14 protein-coding genes and 1 pseudogene are annotated in these 16558 nt (G+C 73.8%); 7 read left to right on the top strand and 8 right to left on the bottom strand.

The window, feature by feature from the left end; genetic code table 11:
* Positions 1-36: 36 nt before the first annotated feature.
* Positions 37-1953, bottom strand: coding sequence for a carboxypeptidase-like regulatory domain-containing protein (locus tag M8C11_RS11765; protein WP_252449568.1), 1917 nt, complete (start codon positions 1951-1953; stop codon positions 37-39).
* An 83-nt stretch (positions 1954-2036) separates the two neighbouring features.
* Positions 2037-2594 (bottom strand): NADH-quinone oxidoreductase subunit B, encoded by a 558-nt coding sequence (locus M8C11_RS11760; RefSeq protein ID WP_120573053.1) that lies wholly within the window; start codon positions 2592-2594, stop codon positions 2037-2039.
* Between the two features lie 148 nt (positions 2595-2742).
* On the opposite strand from M8C11_RS11760, the gene M8C11_RS11755 reads away from it, so the two are divergent.
* The 3 genes from M8C11_RS11755 (at position 2743) to M8C11_RS11745 (ending at position 5533) form a co-directional block, all read left to right on the top strand.
* Entirely contained in the window at positions 2743-3300 is a 558-nt protein-coding gene (locus tag M8C11_RS11755; protein ID WP_252449567.1) for a SigE family RNA polymerase sigma factor, read from the top strand.
* Complete coding sequence (locus tag M8C11_RS11750; protein WP_252449566.1) at positions 3293-4483, top strand: hypothetical protein; 1191 nt, start codon at positions 3293-3295, stop codon at positions 4481-4483. The genes M8C11_RS11755 and M8C11_RS11750 overlap by 8 nt, the downstream gene beginning before the upstream one ends.
* Positions 4484-4588: 105 nt before the next feature.
* Positions 4589-5533: a hypothetical protein gene (locus M8C11_RS11745; RefSeq protein WP_252449565.1), complete on the top strand. Its 945-nt coding sequence runs from the start codon at positions 4589-4591 to the stop codon at positions 5531-5533.
* Between the two features lie 48 nt (positions 5534-5581).
* Here M8C11_RS11745 and M8C11_RS11740 read toward each other — a convergent pair whose 3' ends face one another.
* Together M8C11_RS11740 and M8C11_RS11735 are read right to left on the bottom strand one after the other, a co-directional pair.
* Positions 5582-7060: an aminotransferase class V-fold PLP-dependent enzyme gene (locus tag M8C11_RS11740; RefSeq protein ID WP_252449564.1), complete on the bottom strand. Its 1479-nt coding sequence runs from the start codon at positions 7058-7060 to the stop codon at positions 5582-5584.
* 43 nt (positions 7061-7103) lie between these two features.
* Positions 7104-8573: an MFS transporter gene (locus tag M8C11_RS11735; protein WP_252449563.1), complete on the bottom strand. Its 1470-nt coding sequence runs from the start codon at positions 8571-8573 to the stop codon at positions 7104-7106.
* A gap of 123 nt (positions 8574-8696) precedes the next feature.
* On the opposite strand from M8C11_RS11735, the gene M8C11_RS11730 reads away from it, so the two are divergent.
* A complete protein-coding gene (locus M8C11_RS11730; RefSeq protein WP_252449562.1) occupies positions 8697-9053 on the top strand; it encodes a hypothetical protein in 357 nt (118 codons plus the stop codon).
* A complete protein-coding gene (locus M8C11_RS11725) occupies positions 9053-9709 on the top strand; it encodes a nucleotidyl transferase AbiEii/AbiGii toxin family protein (protein ID WP_252449561.1) in 657 nt (218 codons plus the stop codon). Before M8C11_RS11730 ends, M8C11_RS11725 begins: the two co-directional genes overlap by 1 nt.
* A 55-nt stretch (positions 9710-9764) precedes the next feature.
* Here the strand turns inward: M8C11_RS11725 and M8C11_RS11720 are convergent, their stop codons facing one another.
* A complete protein-coding gene (locus M8C11_RS11720) occupies positions 9765-10076 on the bottom strand; it encodes an MGMT family protein (RefSeq protein ID WP_252449560.1) in 312 nt (103 codons plus the stop codon).
* A gap of 13 nt (positions 10077-10089) precedes the next feature.
* On the opposite strand from M8C11_RS11720, the gene proB reads away from it, so the two are divergent.
* Both proB and M8C11_RS11710 read left to right on the top strand, forming a co-directional pair.
* Positions 10090-11247 carry a glutamate 5-kinase gene (gene proB / locus M8C11_RS11715; protein WP_252449559.1) on the top strand — a complete coding sequence of 386 codons (1158 nt, stop codon included), beginning with the start codon at positions 10090-10092 and terminating at the stop codon, positions 11245-11247.
* A 26-nt stretch (positions 11248-11273) separates the two neighbouring features.
* Entirely contained in the window at positions 11274-12515 is a 1242-nt protein-coding gene (locus M8C11_RS11710) for a glutamate-5-semialdehyde dehydrogenase (protein WP_252449558.1), read from the top strand.
* 907 nt (positions 12516-13422) lie between these two features.
* Here the strand turns inward: M8C11_RS11710 and M8C11_RS30525 are convergent.
* From M8C11_RS30525 to M8C11_RS11695, 3 genes and pseudogenes are all read right to left on the bottom strand, one after another.
* Positions 13423-14292, bottom strand: a pseudogene (locus M8C11_RS30525) (hypothetical protein); the annotation flags it as partial.
* 130 nt (positions 14293-14422) lie between these two features.
* Positions 14423-15670: an adenylyltransferase/sulfurtransferase MoeZ gene (gene moeZ / locus M8C11_RS11700; protein ID WP_199733261.1), complete on the bottom strand. Its 1248-nt coding sequence runs from the start codon at positions 15668-15670 to the stop codon at positions 14423-14425.
* 41 nt (positions 15671-15711) lie between these two features.
* A complete protein-coding gene (locus tag M8C11_RS11695; RefSeq protein ID WP_252449556.1) occupies positions 15712-16539 on the bottom strand; it encodes a DUF3152 domain-containing protein in 828 nt (275 codons plus the stop codon).
* Positions 16540-16558: the final 19 nt, after the last annotated feature.

Raw genomic sequence — 16558 nt, 5'->3', positions numbered from 1 at the left:
ACGGCGGTCGCCGCCGTACCGGCCGATCGTCGACCGTCAGCGCCCGGTGCGCGAGTCAGGTCGAATGCCCAACGGAGCCGCGGCGGCGCGGGCCACGCCCGTGGGGGGAGCCCCGCAGGTGGAGTCGGTGTTCATCGCGACGGTGGTGGTGGCACCGACCTTGACCCGCACGGTCTGGGCCTGTCGGCTGCCGTACCAGCAGTCCTTGTTCACCCAGTACTGGACGTAGACGTCCTGCGTGCGGTGCCCCTTGACGGTGAACGACCCACCGCTGCCGCTGTCGAAGTATCCGTAGGAGGCGCTGGCGATGTCGCCGGTGCGCGCGTTGTACGTCCAGACGTAACCGGTGGCCCACGGGTCGGCCGGGTCGGTCACCTTGCCGGTGAGCACGCCACCGGCGACCAGCTTGGCGTTGACGGTTGCCGTACCGCCCGATTTGACCTGGGTGTACGTGGCGGCGAAGCGGTCGGCGACATTGCCGGACCACTGCCAGGCGTAGCCGCTGTTGGCGTTCGGTGCGAACTCGACCGGCCAGCGGTAGGGGCCGAGGTCGTTGATGGTGTAGCGGCCGGAGGCGTCGGAGCAGTTCTTCCCGAAGATGGCGCCCTGGCCGGGGTGGAAGGCGTACGGGTAGGAGCAGACGCCCGGGACCACCTCGCCCGCGGCGTTGCGGACCGTACCGGTGATCGTGCCCGGCTGGTCCATCCGGATGGTCGGGATGGTGATGGTGCGCGCCGCCTGCAAGGTCACCGCCAGCGCCGCGCGCTGGTCGCCGCTGCCGCCGTCGGCGGTGACCCACTGGTCGCCGTACCGGCGCACCGGCGGGTTGTACGGGTTGTCCGCCTGGTAGGCGTACACGTTCCAGGTCGCGAGTTCGTCAGCCTCGAACGGGCCGACCTCCAGGCGGCCGTCCGCGCCGGAGCAGTACTGCCGCATGTGGGCGGACTGTCCACCCCACTTGGGCTGGACCAGGTGTACGCAGATCCCGTCGACCGGGGCGGAGGTGGCCGCGTCCCGGACCGTGGTGGTGAAGGCCGCACCGGGCCGCAACGCGTACGAGACCTCGGTGACAGCGCCGCGCCGCACGTCGACCGTCGGCTGCGGGTCGGCGGGGAAGTACGAGGCGCCGCCGGTCACCTCCGTCGTCCAACTGCCCGGTTGCACGTCGGTGACCCGGACCAGGCCGTTCGTGCCGCAGACGAACTCGTCGCGCCCTCCCATGACGTACAGGCAGGGGCGCGGCACGGGCTTGCCGGTGACCGAGTCGGTCACCCGGGCCTCGATCTCCCCTAGCGGCAGCACCTGCTCGTCGACGGTGAGCGTCGCGCCGTCGGCCACCTCGAACACGGTGGCGGTGTCCCGGGTCTCCTGACCCGGCACCCACTGGTAGCCACGGCTGTTGTCGTAGACGGAGATCCGGTACCGGCCGGGCGGCACGTTGTCGATCTGGTAGCGCCCGTCGCCGAGGTTCCAGGTGTAGGCGATGGCCTCGTAGTTCGAGTCCTCGCCGTAGATGGTGACTGTGGCCTCGACCGGCGCGCCGGTCTCGTCGGTGATCCGGCCCTTGATCCCCGCCGATCCCTGTCCGAGCCGGACGTTCTGCTCGACGAGGTCGTACGCCGGAAGGCTGATCCGGTCCGCGTTCAGGTAGTCCGGGGCGGAGTACCACCACTCGGTCCGGAAGCCGTCGGCGTGCACCCGGATCTTGTAGGTGGTGGTGGTGTCGGCGGTGCCGGGGATGGTGTAACGCCCTTGCGCGTCCGAGCAGTACTCGGCGGCCACCTCCTCGGGTGAGGTGTGCAGGGCGAGACAGGCGTTCGCGACCGGCTCACCGTCTGCGTCGGTGACCAGCCCGGTGTAGCCGACCGCGTCAGCGGCCGCCGGTGTGGCAGAGAGGGAGATCGTGGCGAGCGCCGCCAGAAGGGCGGCCCCCGCAGCCCGCAGTCGTGTCATGCCAGCAACATAACGGTGACCGTCGACATTCAAGATCATCCAAAAAGGTGAACCGCGTCGACGTTCGCCCGCACGGCGTGCGCTCAGGCCGGCGGACGTACCGGGGGTGCGGTGAGCGCCTCCACCGGCCGCGCCACAGCGTCCGCCGGGGAGGTGAGCGCGTCGGGGCGCGGCACGCCACCGACGCCCGACTGCTCGGCGGCGATCTTCTCCTGGAGGCGGAGGATGCCGTGCAGCAGCGCCTCCGGGCGGGGCGGGCAGCCGGGCACGTACACGTCGACGGGGATGAGCTGGTCGACGCCCTTGGTCACCGAGTAGGAGTCCCAGTACGGGCCGCCGCAGTTGGAGCAGGCGCCGAACGAGATCACGTACTTCGGCTCGGGCATCTGGTCGTAGAGCCGCTTGACCGCCGGGGCCATCTTGTCGGTGACGGTGCCGCTGACCACCATCAGGTCGGCCTGCCGGGGCCCGTGGGCGAACGGGATCACACCGAGCCGCATGAAGTCGTGCCGGCCCATGCTGGTCGCGATGAACTCGATGGCGCAGCAGGCCAGCCCGAAGTTGAAGACCCAGAGCGAGTAGCGGCGGCCCCAGTTCAGCACGAACCGGATCGGCTCGCCGAGCACGGCCGGCACCTGCACCTCGGGCCTCCCCTGTCTGCGCAACTCCGCTGTCCCTGAACCGACAGTCAACCACAGCACCCGGACCGGCAACCCTCGCAACCCGTACGGGCGTCAGGGCGTGTGACCGGCGTGACCGCGTCGGCGGTACGCACACGGGGAGGACCAGGTGACGGTGACGAGGGAGCCGATGCTCGACGAGCCACCCGAGGGGACAGCGAGGCGCGCCGAGCGGCGCGAGGCGGTCGACTTCGACGGGCTCTACCACGCACACTTCCGGTCCCTGACCATTCAGCTCACCGCCTACTGCGGTGACCTGTCCCAGGCGCAGGACATGGTGCAGGAGGCGTTCTGCCGGGCGTTCGCCCGCTGGTCCCGGGTGTCCCGCTACGACGACCCGGTGGCCTGGGTCCGCCGGGTGGCCTGGAACCTGGCCACCAGCCGCTGGCGGCGGCTGCGAACGGCCCAGGCGTGGCTGCACCGGCAGCGGGAGGAGTACGTGCCGGGGCCGGGTCCGGACCGGGTCGCGCTGACCGCCGCGCTGTCCGAGCTGCCGGCCCATCAGCGCCGCGCCGTGGTCCTGCACTACCTGGCCGATCTCAGCGTCGCGCAGATCGCGGCGCAGGAGGACGTGCCGGAGGGCACCGTCAAGTCCTGGCTGTACCGGGGGCGGGCCGCGCTGGCGGCGAAGCTCACCACCACGAGCGAGGTGAACCACAATGACTGAGCCCGACGACATCCTGGTCGGCGGCGAGTTCGCCGAGTTCCGCGCGGCGTACGCCCCGGTGGTGCACCCGGCCGGGACGGCCGCGGTCCGGCGCACGGTCCGGCGCCGCCGCCGGCGGACCGCGGTGGTCACCGCGACGGCCGTGGTGCTCGCCGTGGTGATCCCGGTGGGCGCGAACGCCGCCCTGGACCGGCGGCCCGGACCGCCCCCCGCCCCCGCGCAGACGGTCACCCCGACCCCGTCCGTGAGCACGTCGCCGCCACCGTCGACGCCGCCGCCGAGCACGGCCGGCTCGACCCCGGCCGTTCCGGACGGGCGGATCACCCGGTCCCAGCTGCTCGCGGCCCAGCTCGACCTCGCGTCCTGGCCGGACGCACCGAAGACCTGCGTCAGTGACGACGTCCGGCTCCGGTCCGGCCCGCAGAACGAGTCGGTCCCGACGCTGCTCGCCGGGCCGGAGTACGCCGACCTCGACGGTGACGGCGTGACCGAGACGGTCGTCCTCGTCGCCTGCCGCTACGGCGAGGCGTCGGGCAAGCAGGTGCTCGCCTTCGATCGGGACGGGGACGGCCGGATCATCACCATGGGCCGGGTGGTCGGCACCCGTGAGGGCATGGGTGACATCACCGAGTTCTCGGTGCGGGACGGCGGGGAGGTCCGGGCGCACATCGCGGACATCCAGCCCTGTTGCGGCACGCCCGAATGGGCGCCGCAGCGACAGTGGCGGACGTACGCCTGGAACGGTGAACGGTTCCGGCAGGTCGACGGACCCACGAAGTTCGGCACCGACCCCCGTCTGACCGACCTCACGATGACCGCCCGCGACGTGGTGGCCGGGCCGCCGGACAGCAAGGGGATCCGGAAGGTCACGGTCACCGTGACGGTGGTGAATCACGGGCCGGTGAGCGTGCGTCAGCTCGGGTTCACCGGTTGGTACGACTACACGAGACCGAACGGGTCCGCCCTGGACCGGTGCCGGAACGTGCGTCTCGACGGGGGCATCGCCTGCGTGCTGGACACCCTGTCGGTGGGCGCGAGCAGGACGTACACGTTCACGTTCGACCATCCGGCGACCGCCGCGGAGCCGCCGACGCTGCGCGCGATCCACATCGACTCGCAGGAGCGGTACTGGAACGACCTGACCTGGAAGGACAACCAGGTCGAGCTGACCTCAGTCGGCTGACCGACAGATCTGATCCGCAACCGACCGTCCGATTCGGACGTGTCACCAGCATCGGACGGACGGAGATGCCGCCGTCCGGCAACGGGGAATCACGGGAGGAACAGCATGACCACACGTACGGCACGGATCGCCACCGCACTGCTCGGTGGGACCGCCGCACTGATCACCCTGGCCGCGCCGGCCGCCGCCGCGCCGAGCGCCGCCACCGCCGGCCGCGTCGACGTCACGGCGCAGCGGCTCGTCCTCGACCCGACCGACCGGGGGTACGTCGGGACGCTCACCGCGACGGTGACCAACCGGCGGCCGACCGCGACGTGGGTGAGCCTGGTCGTCACCGAGCCGGCGGGGGCCTCGTTCACCACGATCGAGCCCGGCGGTGGCTGCTTCTACACCCGCCTGGTGGAGAACCGGCTGGTGATCGGCTGCGGCGGCGAGCAGATCGAGGCCGGCAAGAGCCTCACCTTCCGGCTCGGGTTCCACGTCTGGACCACCGCGCGCAGCTACCCGATGGTCGCGAACGGCGGGCGGATCGAGGTCGTCCCGGACGGCGCCGCCACGGCTTCCGACGCCACCGGCTTCACCACCCTCTTCCGCTCCACCACCGGCAGCCTGCGCAAGCCGCGCCCGTACGTGCAGGCCGTCGACACCGACCTCGGCATCCGGGGCAGCGCGGTGACGCTGACCCCGCAGCCGGACGGCACCCTGCTCGGCCGGATGCCGGTCACCGTGCGCTACGGCAACGACGCGCCGACCCTCGCTCTCAACGTCGCCGCCGCCCTGCCCGCGGGGGTGCAGGTCGACCACATCGAGCCGCAGGACTTGCCGAGCTTCCCGCTCGGGTTCTCCGTGCCGGGCGGCCGGTTCGTGCCGGGCGAGGAGCGCACCTTCGACGTCTTCCTCCGGGCGCCCGTCGGCACGCCCGCGGGTGAGCTGGGTACCGGCAGCCTCACCGTGACCGGGAGCTACTTCTACGGGGCCGACGACCCGCAGGACGTGGACCCGTCGGACAACACCACGTCGTTCCCGGTGACCGCGGCCGCCGCGAGCTGACCGTCGCCCGCCCGGCCGGCGCCCACGCGCCGGCCGGGCGTCGCCGTGTCACCAGGCCGGGCGCTGGAGCAGCCCGACGAACTCGGCGAGCAGCCGTTCCCGCAGCCGCGCCGGGGCGGCGTCGAGCAGCGTGTTCACCACCGCCATCCGGTCCGGCGCCCCGGCGCCGCCGGCCAGGCCGAGCCCGTCGGCGAGCCCGGCCACCAGTTCGGGGGTGAGCGCCTCCGGCGTGAGGCTGCCGGCCAGCGCCAGCAGTTCCGGCGGCAGCACGACCGGCCCGGCGGCGCGGGCCGCCGCGACCGCCTCGGCCAGCGCCGGGCCGAACTCGGCCACCCGGGGCGCCACCGCCGCGGTCACCGTGAGGTGGACGCTGGCCGGCAGATCGGCGTACGTGAGCTGGGGCTGGGTGTGCCAGCCACGCGCGGTCAGCTCGTCGACCAGCACGAACAGGTCGAGCCCGGGATCGTCGCTGGTGAAGCAGACCACTGTGGTCTCCGGTTCGGCCATCAGCCGCAGGCCGCCGGTGGCCCGTACCGCGCCGGCCAGCCCGGCGACCGCGTCCCGGGTGGCGGCGGCCAGCCGCAGGTAGCCGTCCTCGCCGAGGTGGCGGAGTGTGGCGTACGCGGCGGCGATCGGCCCACCGGACCGGGTCGAGGCGATCACCGGGTTGACCATCGTGTAGCCGGGCCAGTCCGCGTACGCGAAGAACTGCGGCGCGCGCAGCGCCGGATCGCGGTGCAGCAGCACCGAGACGCCCTTCGGCGCGTACGCGTACTTGTGCAGGTCCACCGAGATCGAGGTGACCCCCGGTACGGCGAAGTCGAACGGTGGCACCGGCGCGCCGAGCCGGCGCAGCCAGGGCAGCGCCCAGCCGCCGAAGCAGGCGTCCACGTGGCAGCGCACCCCGGCGGCCCGCGCGACGGCGGCGATCTCGGTCACCGGGTCGACCACCCCGTGCGCGTACGACGGGGCGGACGCCACAACCAGCACGGTCTCCGGGCGGATCGCGGCGGCCACCGCTGCCACGTCCGGCCGCAACGTCACCGGGTCGACCGGCACGGTGTCGAGCGCGACCCGCAGGTAGTGCGCCGCCTTGGCGAACGCGGCGTGCGCGCTCGCCGGCGCCACGATCCGCGGCTCGGTCAGGTCGGGGCGGGCGTCCCGGGCCGCCTTGACGGCGAGCAGCAGCGACTCGGTGCCGCCGCTGGTGACGCTGCCGACCACGTCCGGCGCGCCGGACGCGGGGCCGCCGCCGAGCAGCCGGGCGGCGGCGCCGACGAGCGCGTTCTCCATCGCCAGTAGCGACGGGAACGCGGTCGGATCGAGGCCGTTGACGTGCGCGCTCTCCGCGTACGCGGCCTGCGCCAGCGCGTCCAGCCCGGCCACGCCGGGGTCGTAGACGTACGCGAACAGCCGCCCGCCGTGCGTCGGGCGGTCGGCGGCGCGCAGCGCGCGGACCTCGTCGAGTACGTCTTCCGCGGGCATCCCCCGCGCGGGCAGCGCGCCCACGTCTGCCGTGTCGGTCATCGGGTGGTTCCTCTCGTGGACGGGCCGGGCGGGCGGTGCGTGCTCATGCCCGCGCGGCCGGTGCGGCGCCGTCGGCCTCGGGTGCGGCGGCGGCCGACGTGGTGGCCCCGGGCGCGGTGGCGTCGGACGCGGTGGCGTCGGACGCGGTGGCGTCGGACGCGGTGGCGTCGGACGCGGTGGCGTCGGACGCGGTGGCCAGCTGGGCCGGGGTCAGGGTGTAGCCGCGCAGCAGCACCAGCGGGATCGCCACCAGCAGGGCGGGCAGCACCGTGAAACCGAGCAGCACGCCGAGCCGGGCCGTGTCGGACTGGACGGCGGCGGTCCCGGTGGACGAGGAGACGTAGCCGGAGAGCTGGAGCACGAGCCCGTAGATGCCCGGCCCCAGCGCCAGCCCGAACGTCTCCCCGGCGGTCCACAGCCCGGTGAACACCCCGGCCTGCCGCCGCCCGGTGCGCGCCGTGTCGTACGCGATGCAGTCCGGCAGCATGGCCAGCGCGAACACCTGCTGGCCCGCGTACCCGACGCCGATCACCGCGACCACCGCGTAGGCCGTGGCGGCGGGCAGAGCGGGCGCGGCGACCAGGGCCAGCGCGCCCACCGCGAAGATCACCGACGCGGCGACCAGCGACGCCCGCTTGCCCAGCCGGGCGCCGGCCCGCGACCACAGCGGCATGACCAGCAGCGCGGGCGCGACGAAGCAGGCGAACAGCAGCGTCGGGCCGCTGTCCGGCTCGCGCAGCACCTGGTCGGCGAAGTACTTCACCCCGGCCAGCACGGTGGCCACCCCGGCGGACTGGATCACGAAGCAGATCAGCAGCACCCGGAACGGCCGGTTGCCGGTGGCGACCGCGAGCTGCGCGCGCAGGCTCGGCTCGCTCTCCCCCACCGTCCCGGTCGGCGCGGACCGGGTGCCCAGGAACACGCCGACCGTGCCGGCGACGATCAGCACGGCCACGAACAGGCCCATCCACCGGTGGCCCGGAACGCCGTCGCCACCCGCGGTCACCACCGCCGGGGCCACCGCGCCGGAGACCAGGATGGCCAGCGCCAGCACCGCGATCCGCCAGGTCATCAACCGGGTACGTTCCGCCGGGTCGGCGGTCAGCTCGGCCGGCATGGCCACGTACGGCACCTGGAAGAACGCGAACGCGGTGGCTGTCGCCAGGAACGCCAGCGCCACGTACGCGGCGGCGGCCGGACCGTTCGCGAACGGCGCGGCGAAGATCGAGGCGAACAGCACGGCGAGCGCCAGCCCGCCACCGAGCAGGTACGGCCGGCGCGCGCCCCAGCGGGAGCGGGTCCGGTCGGAGATGCGCCCGGCGACCGGGTTGACCAGCACGTCCCACGCCTTCGGCAGCAGCACCAGCAGCGCGGCCAGCCCGGCGGCGACACCGAGCGTGTCGGTGAGGTACGGCAGCAGGAGCAGCCCGGGCACGGTGCCGAACGCGCCGGTGACCAGGGAACCCAGCGCGTACCCGAGGTGCACCCGGCGAGGCAGGCCCGAAGCTGTCATGGAGCCGAATGCTACTCACGTTATGGCCCGGGTCACATCCCCTCGTCCGGCACCGGCTGTTCGATGCCCGCTGGCACTCGCGAGTCGCGGCGAGCCGCAGGTCGGCACGGTTACGCTGTAGGCATGGACCCGGCCCGATCCGTCCGCAGTTCGAGGGCACCCTACGAGGCCCGCCCCGGCCGTCGTGCGGTCGTGGTCCCCGACCTGAGCGAGTTGCAGGGCCCCGTCTCAGGCGTCGTCGAGCTGCCCCACCGGCTGTTCTGGCAACCCGATCGGCACGTCGACCTCGACGTCCCGGGCCTGCTCTCCTGGATGTACGAGACGGTGCTCACCGAAGCCGTTCATCCCGACGAACTGCGCGCCTGGCTGCACGGCCCCACCCTCATCCGGCTGTGGCCCGAGCTGTACGTGCCCCGCGGTGTCCGCCGCGCCTGGGAAGAGAGCCACCCGGTGCTGCGTGCCCGGGACGTCGCCGCCTGATGTCACCGGCGCCGGACCCCTTCCAGCACGAGGTCGCCCGTATCGCGCTCGCCGTGGCCGGCCGGCACGGTTTCGCCCTCGCCGGCGGCCAAGCCCTCATCGCCCACGGCATCGGCGCCCGCCCCACCGAAGACGTCGACCTGTTCACGGACGTCGACGGTGGGGTGACCGCCGCCGCCGAGCTGGTGCACGCCACCCTGCTCGATGCCGGTTTCCAGGTCGAGACCATCGCCGAGCCCACCGAGCTGGACGACGTCTTCTACGGCTTCGAGCACGACATGACCGAGTTCGAGGTTCGCCGCGACGACCAGACCGTGCGGCTCCAGCTCGTACGCTTCGCGCGCAGCGCCAGCCCGATCGTGCTCGACGTCGGGCCGGTGCTGCACCTGGACGACGTGATCGGCACCAAGGTCGCCGCCATGGTCACCCGCGCCCAGCCCCGCGACTACATCGACGTCGCCGCCGCCCTCGGCCGCTACAGCAGGAACGACCTGCTGGGCCTCGCACGGCGGGCCGACCCGGCGCTCACCGACGAAGAGTTCCAGGACGCCCTACAGCGCCTCGACCGCCTGCCCGACACCGTCTTCGCGCTCTACCGCCTCACCCCGGACCAGATCCGCGACCTCCGCCGCGCGTTCTCGGACTGGCCGCGATGACGGGCCCGATCCGGCGCCGTCGCGATTGACCCCCGGCGCATCCGACGCGGTCGGGTCACCCCTCGTCCGGCGACCAGGAGGCCGCCGCCAGGTCCACCCGGTCGCCGCGCAACGGGCACCCCTCGGCGAGCAGCCGTTCCCGGGCCCTGCGCTCGTGCCCCGGCGGCATCCGGCCGGCCGCGTTCACCACCCGGTGCCACGGCACCCCGCCGCCGTGCCGCGCCATGATCGAACCGACCAGCCGCGGCGACGCCCGTCCCGAGCGCTCGGCCAGCGCGTCGGCCACCGCCCCGTACGACATCACCCGCCCCGGCGGGATCCGCTCGACCAGCGCCAGCACCGCCTCGACGTACTCGTCAGGTGTCACGAGCTGCCACGATATGGGAACGCGCCGCGGCGCGGCAGACCGCAGCGCGCAGAATGGTCGGGTGCGCGAAGCAGTCACCTCGGCCCGGCGGATCGTCGTCAAGATCGGTTCGTCCTCGCTGACCACCGCGACGGGCGGCCTGGACGACGCCCGGGTCGACACGCTCGTCGACACGCTCGGCGGGCTCGCCGCCTCCGGCCGGGAGGTGGTGCTGGTCTCCTCCGGCGCGATCGCCGCCGGGCTCGCCCCGCTGCGGCTGCCCCGGCGCCCGCGCGACCTGGCCACCCAGCAGGCCGCCGCCAGCGTCGGCCAGGGCCTGCTGATCGGCCGGTACGCGGCCGCGTTCGCCCGGCACGGCCGCACCGTCGGGCAGGTGCTGCTCACCGTGGACGACGTGACCCGGCGGGCGCACTACCGCAACGCGTACCGGACGCTGCGCAAGCTGCTCGACCTGCACGCCGTGCCGATCGTCAACGAGAACGACACGGTGGCCACCGAGGAGATCCGGTTCGGCGACAACGACCGCCTGGCCGCACTCGTCGCCGCGCTCGTCGACGCCGACCTGCTGGTGCTGCTCTCCGACGTCGACGCGCTCTGGACCGGGAACCCGGCCCGCCCCGGCAGCACGCGGATCACCGAGGTGCACGGCGAGGGCGACCTCGCCGGCGTGGACATCGGCGGGGCCGGTCGCGCCGGGGTGGGCACCGGCGGCATGGTGACCAAGGTCGAGGCGGCCCGGATCGCCACCGGCTTCGGCATCCCGGTGGTGCTCACCGCCGCGCCGCTGGCCGCACCGGCGCTGGCCGGGGAGCCGGTCGGCACGTACTTCCACCCGAGCAGCCGCCGTCCCGCCGCCCGCCTGTTCTGGCTGGCGCACGCCACCGCCCCCCGCGGCCGCCTGCACCTCGACCCGGGCGCGGTGCAGGCGGTGGTCGGCCGCCGCAAGTCACTGCTTCCCGCCGGCATCACCGCCGTCGACGGCGCGTTCACCGCCGGGGACCCGGTCGACCTGGTCGACACCGCGGGCGCGCCGGTGGCCCGGGGCCTGGTGAACTACGACGCGGTGGAACTGCCCGGCCTGCTCGGCCGTTCCACCTCCGAACTCGCCGCGGCGCTCGGCCCGGCGTACGAACGTGAGGTCGTCCACCGCGACGACCTCGTCCTGCTGTGAGCCCCACCGGTGAAGGAGTACGCACGATGAGCGTCGTCGAGCAGGCCCGGCGAGCCCGGGACGCGGCGGAAGCCCTGGCCACGGCCACCCGTACCGTCAAGGACGCCGCGCTGCACGCGATGGCCGACGCGCTCGTGGCGCGTACCCCGGAGGTTCTGGCGGCGAACGCGGCGGACCTGGCGGCCGGGCGCGAGGCCGGGCTGTCCGCGGCCGTGCTGGACCGGCTCGCGCTCGACGAGGGCCGGGTGGCGGCCATCGCGGACGCGCTGCGCCAGATGGCCGCGCTGCCCGACCCGGTGGGCGAGGTGGTACGCGGCTCGACGCTGCCGAACGGCCTGGAGCTGCGCCAGGTGCGGGTGCCGTTCGGGGTGGTCGGCATCGTCTACGAGGGCCGGCCCAACGTGACAGTCGACGCCGCCGGGATCTGCCTGAAGTCCGGCAACGCGGCGCTGCTGCGCGGCTCCTCGTCGGCCGCCCACTCCAACGCCGCGCTGGTCGAGGTGCTGCGCGACGCGGTCTTTGGCGCCGGGCTGCCGGCGGACGCGGTGCAGCTGCTCGACTCCAGCACGCGCGACTCGGTCAAGGAGCTGATGCGCGCCCGCGGCCTGGTCGACGTGCTGATCCCGCGCGGCGGCGCGTCGCTGATCCGCGCCGTCGTCGAGGAGTCGACGGTGCCGGTGATCGAGACGGGCGTGGGCAACTGCCACGTGTACGTGGACGCCGCCGCCGACCTCGGCAAGGCCCTGGCGATCACGCTGAACGCCAAGACCCAGCGGCTGTCCACCTGCAACACCGCCGAGTCGCTGCTGGTGCACCGCGACGTCGCGGACGCGTTCCTGCCGGCCGTGCTGGCCGCGTTCGCCGACGCCGGCGTGACCGTGCACGGCACGCCCGCCGTGGCCGCCCACTCCGACGCCGTGGTGCCGGCCACCGACGAGGACTTCGGCACCGAGTACCTCTCCGCCGACATCTCCGTCGCCGTGGTCGACTCGCTCGACGCGGCGATCGCGCACATCCGCCGGTACGGCACCGGCCACACCGAGGCGATCGTCACCGACTCGCAGCGCACGGCCCGGGAGTTCGTGGCCCGGGTGGACGCCGCCGCCGTCATGGTCAACGCGTCCACCCGGTTCACCGACGGCGGCGAGTTCGGCTTCGGCGCGGAGATCGGCATCTCGACGCAGAAGCTGCACGCGCGCGGCCCGATGGGGCTGCCGGAGCTGACCAGCACCAAGTACGTGGTGACCGGAGACGGCCACCTGCGCTGATCGAACCTGCCCTTTGTGGCCCGCCACCTCGGGGAGGTGGTGGCATCCCCGCACCCACTTCCCCGAACTGGTCCGGGGACGCGCCAGATCGGGGAAGTGGTGGTATCCCAGGGCCTCTGATGCCGCCACCTCGCCGTACTGGTCGAGCACGCGCCAGATCGGGGAAGTGGTGGTATCCGGCGCCTTTGATGCCTCCACTCCCCCGAGCTGGTGTTGATCATCGGTGGCCGGGCTACGCGATCGGGAGTGGATCTCCGTCGGCCGGTGTGGCGGGGTCGACCGGCGGAGTCGTACCGGGCTGCGGCGGTGCGGCGGTCACCTGGGCCGTGGGCTCGGACGGCGGCATGACCAGTGGCGGCAGCCCCGGGGGCACCGGGGCGGCCGGTGGCACCGCGACCGCCGGAGGCAGAGCGGGCTGCACCGGGCCGGGCAGCAGGTCCGCCACCGGCTGCACAGCAGGCCCGGCGCTCTCGCCGGGTAGCAGATCGGGTGTGACGATCCAGGCGGACCACGGCCCCTGCCCGCTGTCCGGCCCGGCCGGCACCTCTACACCAGCCGACGGATCGGGCGCCGCCCCCGATCCGGGCGTGGCATCCGGCTCGACGTCCGGACGGAACCAGGTCTGGGGCCCGAGACCCCGGGCCGGAAACAGGTCCGGCGCGCCGTCCGGACCGACTGACGGCGCGGGCGCGATCCCCGATCCGGCCGACGGCGCGGACGCGGACGGCGGAGGTGTAGACGGTGGAGACGCGGACGGCGGAGACGCGGGCTCGGGGACGGGCGGCGGAGACGTCGATGCGGGGAGCCGGCGCGGGCGCGGGACCGGCACCGCTGGCGGCGCGGGCAGCTCGGCGGTCTGCGGCACCACGAACGGCGCTCCGGACACCGGGGCCTCGGGCGTGTTCGGGCGGCACGCGCGGATCGCCCGCAGCGTGGTGTGCACGTCGAACTGGTGGCCGTCGTCGCTGTCCCAGCCGCCGTCGCTGCGCTGGGTCTCGGCGAGCCGCCGGCGCGCGGACACCAGCAGCCACTGCTCCTCGCCCACGTCGACGCGGCGCAGCGTGGCGGCCAGCCACGCCACGTCGGCCGGGGACATCCGGGGGATCCGGTCGGCCAGCACCGCCTGGATGCGCGCCGACTCGTAGTACATCTGCTGGCGGTGCAGCACCGCGGCGGCGAGCCAGCCGGCGGGCAGGAAGGACGGCCAGCTTCCGTCCGGCGCGAGCTGGGCGGCGAGCGTCTGCGCCGCCGCCTGCACCACACCGGCGTACGCGCCGCCGACCCGGTGGTCGAGCGGCCCGGCGGCCCGTGCGTCGAGTCCGGCCACGGTGAGCCAGAACCCGGCGTTGGCGGTCTGGTAGAGCCGGGCCTCGGGGTCGCCCGGGGTGGCCCACTCGGGGGCGAGCCCGGCCAGTGACGGGTCCTCGTCCCAGCCGCCGTCGGGCAGTTGCCGGGCGGCCAGCCAGTCCAGCGCGTGCCGGGCGGCGGGGCGGCCCAGCGCGCCGAGGTCGTCCAGCTCGGCCAGGCGGAAGCAGGTGGCGTCGACGGAGGCGACCTCGCCGTCGAGGACGGCGGGCCAGCCACCGCCCGGCGCCTGCCCGGCCTCGGCGGCGTCGAGCACGTCGGGCGGCGCCGGGGCGCCGGAGCGCAGCCGGGAGAGGCGGGCGCGGTCCACCGCGTCTCCGTGAGCGACGACGAATCCGATCGCCGCGTCCAAGTCCACCACGGCACTGACGGTACTGGTGCGGCCGAGGTTACGCCTCGGTAGCTCGGTCAGGGCCGGTACCGCCCACCGGCCCTTGAGATCATCCGCCGTTGGGGTGCGCGACCAGGTGTTTGCCCATGCCAGGGGGCACGGAAAGCGCGATGGGCCCGCCCGGAACGCCGGGCGGGCCCATCGACACGACTCAGTACGAGGGCAGCGACGGGTCGATCTGCTTGACCCAGGAGAGCACGCCGCCCTGGACGTGCACCGCGTCGGTGAACCCGGCCGCCTTCAGCGCGGCGAGCGCCTCGGCGGAGCGGACGCCGGACTTGCAGTGCAGCACGATCTGCCGGTCCTGCGGGAACTTCGCCAGCGCCTCGCCGGACAGGATCTCGCCCTTGGGGATGAGTGTCGAGCCGGGGATCCGGACGATCTCGTACTCGGCGGGCTCGCGCACGTCGACCAGGAAGATGTCCTTGCCGGAGTCCTGCCAGTCCTTCAGCTCCAGCGCGGTGATGGTCGAGTCGACCACCGCCTCCTGCGCCTCGTCGGAGACCGCGCCGCAGAAGTCCTCGTAGTCCTCCATCAGGTCGGTGAGGGTCGGGTTCTCGCCGCAGAGCACGCAGTTCGGGTCCTTGCGGACCTTGATCTTGCGGTAGCTCATCTCCAGGGCGTCGTAGACCATCAGCCGGCCGACGAGCGGCTCACCGATGCCGGCGAGCAGCTTGATCGCCTCGTTGACCTGGATCGACCCGATCGACGCGCAGAGCACGCCGAGCACGCCGCCCTCGGCGCAGGACGGGACCATGCCGGGCGGCGGGGGCTCCGGGTAGAGGCAGCGGTAGCAGGGGCCGTGCTCGGCCCAGAACACCGACGCCTGGCCGTCGAAGCGGTAGATCGAACCCCAGACGTACGGCTTGCCGAGCAGCACGGCCGCGTCGTTGACCATGTAGCGGGTGGCGAAGTTGTCGGTGCCGTCGACGATCAGGTCGTACCGGGAGAAGATGTCCCGGACGTTCTCCCGGTCCAGCGCCGTGTTGTGGATCTCCACGTTGACCAGCGGGTTGATCTCGCGGATCGACGCCGCGGCGGACTCGGCCTTGGACCGGCCCACGTCGGAGACGCCGTGGATGACCTGGCGCTGGAGGTTCGACTCGTCGACGGTGTCGAAGTCGATGATGCCGAGCGTGCCGACACCGGCCGCGGCGAGGTAGAGCAGGGCCGGCGAGCCGAGGCCACCGGCGCCGACACAGAGCACCCGGGCGTTCTTCAGCCGCTTCTGCCCCTCCACCCCGACGTCCGGGATGATCAGGTGGCGCGAGTAGCGGCGGATCTCGTCTACGGTCAGCTCGGCGGCGGGTTCGACGAGCGGGGGCAACGACACGGTGGACTCCCCGGGATCGGCGGTGTGACCGCGCCATTGTCGCTCGCCCGGGCGGGGATCGGCCATGATGAGGGACACTCGGCCCGAACTGCGGGACCGGGAATAACTCAGACGCCGTCGGTGGGCTCGCCGGAGTACCGCATCCCCCCGACGTACGGCCAGGCGTTGGGCAGGCAGCCGTCCAGTCCGTACGTCTGCTGCTGCATCACCGGGGCGGGCGCGCCGGGCTCGGGGCACGCCTCGTGCAGTTCGCCGAACTCGTGCCCCACCTCGTGGTTGATCACGTAGGTGCGGTAGACCTCCAGCGGGGCGCCGTAGTCGGGCACCGCAGTCATCCACCGGGCCAGGTTGAGCACGACCCGGCCGGGCAGCCGGCAGGAGGTGTACCGGTCGGTGCGCAGGCCGCCTTCGGCGCACATCCGCTCGGAGGTGACCGGGGTGGCGAGGTAGACGGTGAAGTCGGCCGCGGCGGCCTCGGGCACCCGCTGCACCCGCAGGTCGCCGGACGCGATCCAGCTGCGCGGGTCGCCCAGCACCGCGTCCACGGTGGCGGCGAACTCGTCGGCGTCCTGACCCGTACCCTGCTCGACCTCGACCCGGTAGCGGCGCAGCGGGCCCTCCTGTCCGCGTACCGGAGACCGGCCCTGGGCCACCGCGAACGTGCCGGGGCCGGCGGTGGGATAGCCGGTCGGCGCCGGGGCCGGGACGTCGGCCTCGGCGGCGCCGCGCGCCAGCGACGGTTCGGCGGCGAGCGACGTCCCGCCGTGCCCGGACGGCGGCGCGCTCAGCCGGGTGATGCCGACCGCGCCGCTGACGGCCGCGAGCAGCATCGCCAGCAGCAGCACGGAGCGGCGGCGGCGCCGGCGCATCCGGCGCAGGGTGGGACGCTCGGGCGGCGGCGCGGCGGGGTTGTCGTAAGGGGACGACGACGTCATGACCTCAGCGTGCCATGCA

Origin of the sequence: Micromonospora sp. CPM1, assembly GCF_023896895.1 — a bacterium.
Classification (GTDB): domain Bacteria; phylum Actinomycetota; class Actinomycetes; order Mycobacteriales; family Micromonosporaceae; genus Micromonospora; species Micromonospora tulbaghiae.
The sequence above is the reverse complement of the archived record's forward strand: the minus strand, read 5'-3'. Positions and strand labels throughout refer to the sequence as shown.

Bases quoted from the DNA above. Each gene is read 5' to 3' on its own strand.
- M8C11_RS11765 (WP_252449568.1), bottom strand. From the start codon at position 1,953: ATGACACGACTGCGGGCTGCGGGGGCCGCCCTTCTGGCGGCGCTCGCC.
- M8C11_RS11750 (WP_252449566.1), top strand. From the start codon at position 3,293: ATGACTGAGCCCGACGACATCCTGGTCGGCGGCGAGTTCGCCGAGTTC.
- M8C11_RS11745 (WP_252449565.1), top strand. From the start codon at position 4,589: ATGACCACACGTACGGCACGGATCGCCACCGCACTGCTCGGTGGGACC.
- M8C11_RS11740 (WP_252449564.1), bottom strand. From the start codon at position 7,060: ATGACCGACACGGCAGACGTGGGCGCGCTGCCCGCGCGGGGGATGCCC.
- M8C11_RS11735 (WP_252449563.1), bottom strand. From the start codon at position 8,573: ATGACAGCTTCGGGCCTGCCTCGCCGGGTGCACCTCGGGTACGCGCTG.
- M8C11_RS11730 (WP_252449562.1), top strand. From the start codon at position 8,697: ATGGACCCGGCCCGATCCGTCCGCAGTTCGAGGGCACCCTACGAGGCC.
- M8C11_RS11725 (WP_252449561.1), top strand. From the start codon at position 9,053: ATGTCACCGGCGCCGGACCCCTTCCAGCACGAGGTCGCCCGTATCGCG.
- proB (WP_252449559.1), top strand. From the start codon at position 10,090: ATGGGAACGCGCCGCGGCGCGGCAGACCGCAGCGCGCAGAATGGTCGG.
- M8C11_RS11710 (WP_252449558.1), top strand. From the start codon at position 11,274: ATGAGCGTCGTCGAGCAGGCCCGGCGAGCCCGGGACGCGGCGGAAGCC.
- moeZ (WP_199733261.1), bottom strand. From the start codon at position 15,670: ATGGCCGATCCCCGCCCGGGCGAGCGACAATGGCGCGGTCACACCGCC.
- M8C11_RS11695 (WP_252449556.1), bottom strand. From the start codon at position 16,539: ATGACGTCGTCGTCCCCTTACGACAACCCCGCCGCGCCGCCGCCCGAG.